The sequence below is a fragment of the Haloarcula amylolytica JCM 13557 genome (genome assembly GCF_000336615.1).
Taxonomy (GTDB): domain Archaea; phylum Halobacteriota; class Halobacteria; order Halobacteriales; family Haloarculaceae; genus Haloarcula; species Haloarcula amylolytica.
Genome location: NZ_AOLW01000040.1, coordinates 1 through 353, shown reverse-complemented (window position 1 = coordinate 353; position 353 = coordinate 1). Strand labels below are relative to the sequence as shown.

The window sequence follows — 353 nt, the reverse complement described above, 5'->3', positions numbered from 1 at the left end:
ATGGATAAGGGTTCCTCAGCACTGCTGATCAGCTGAGGGTTAGCCGGTCCTAAGTCTCACCGCAACTCGACTGAGACGAAATGGGAAACGGGTTAATATTCCCGTGCCACTATGCAGTGAAAGTTGACGCCCTGGGGTCGATCACGCCGGGTATTCGCCCGGTCGAACCGTCCAACTCCGTGGAAGCCGTAATGGCACGAAGCGGACGAACGGCGGTACAGGGAAACGTGATTCAACCTGGGGCCCATGAAAAGACGAGCATAGTGTCCGTACCGAGAACCGACACAGGTGTCCATGGCGGCGAAAGCCAAGGCCTGTCGGGAGCAACCAACGTTAGGGAATTCGGCAAGTTA

Annotated in this window: 1 rRNA gene; it reads left to right on the top strand. The window is 56.4% G+C overall.

The features are described from left to right. A 23S ribosomal RNA gene (locus tag C442_RS21080) occupies positions 1-353 on the top strand; the annotation flags it as partial.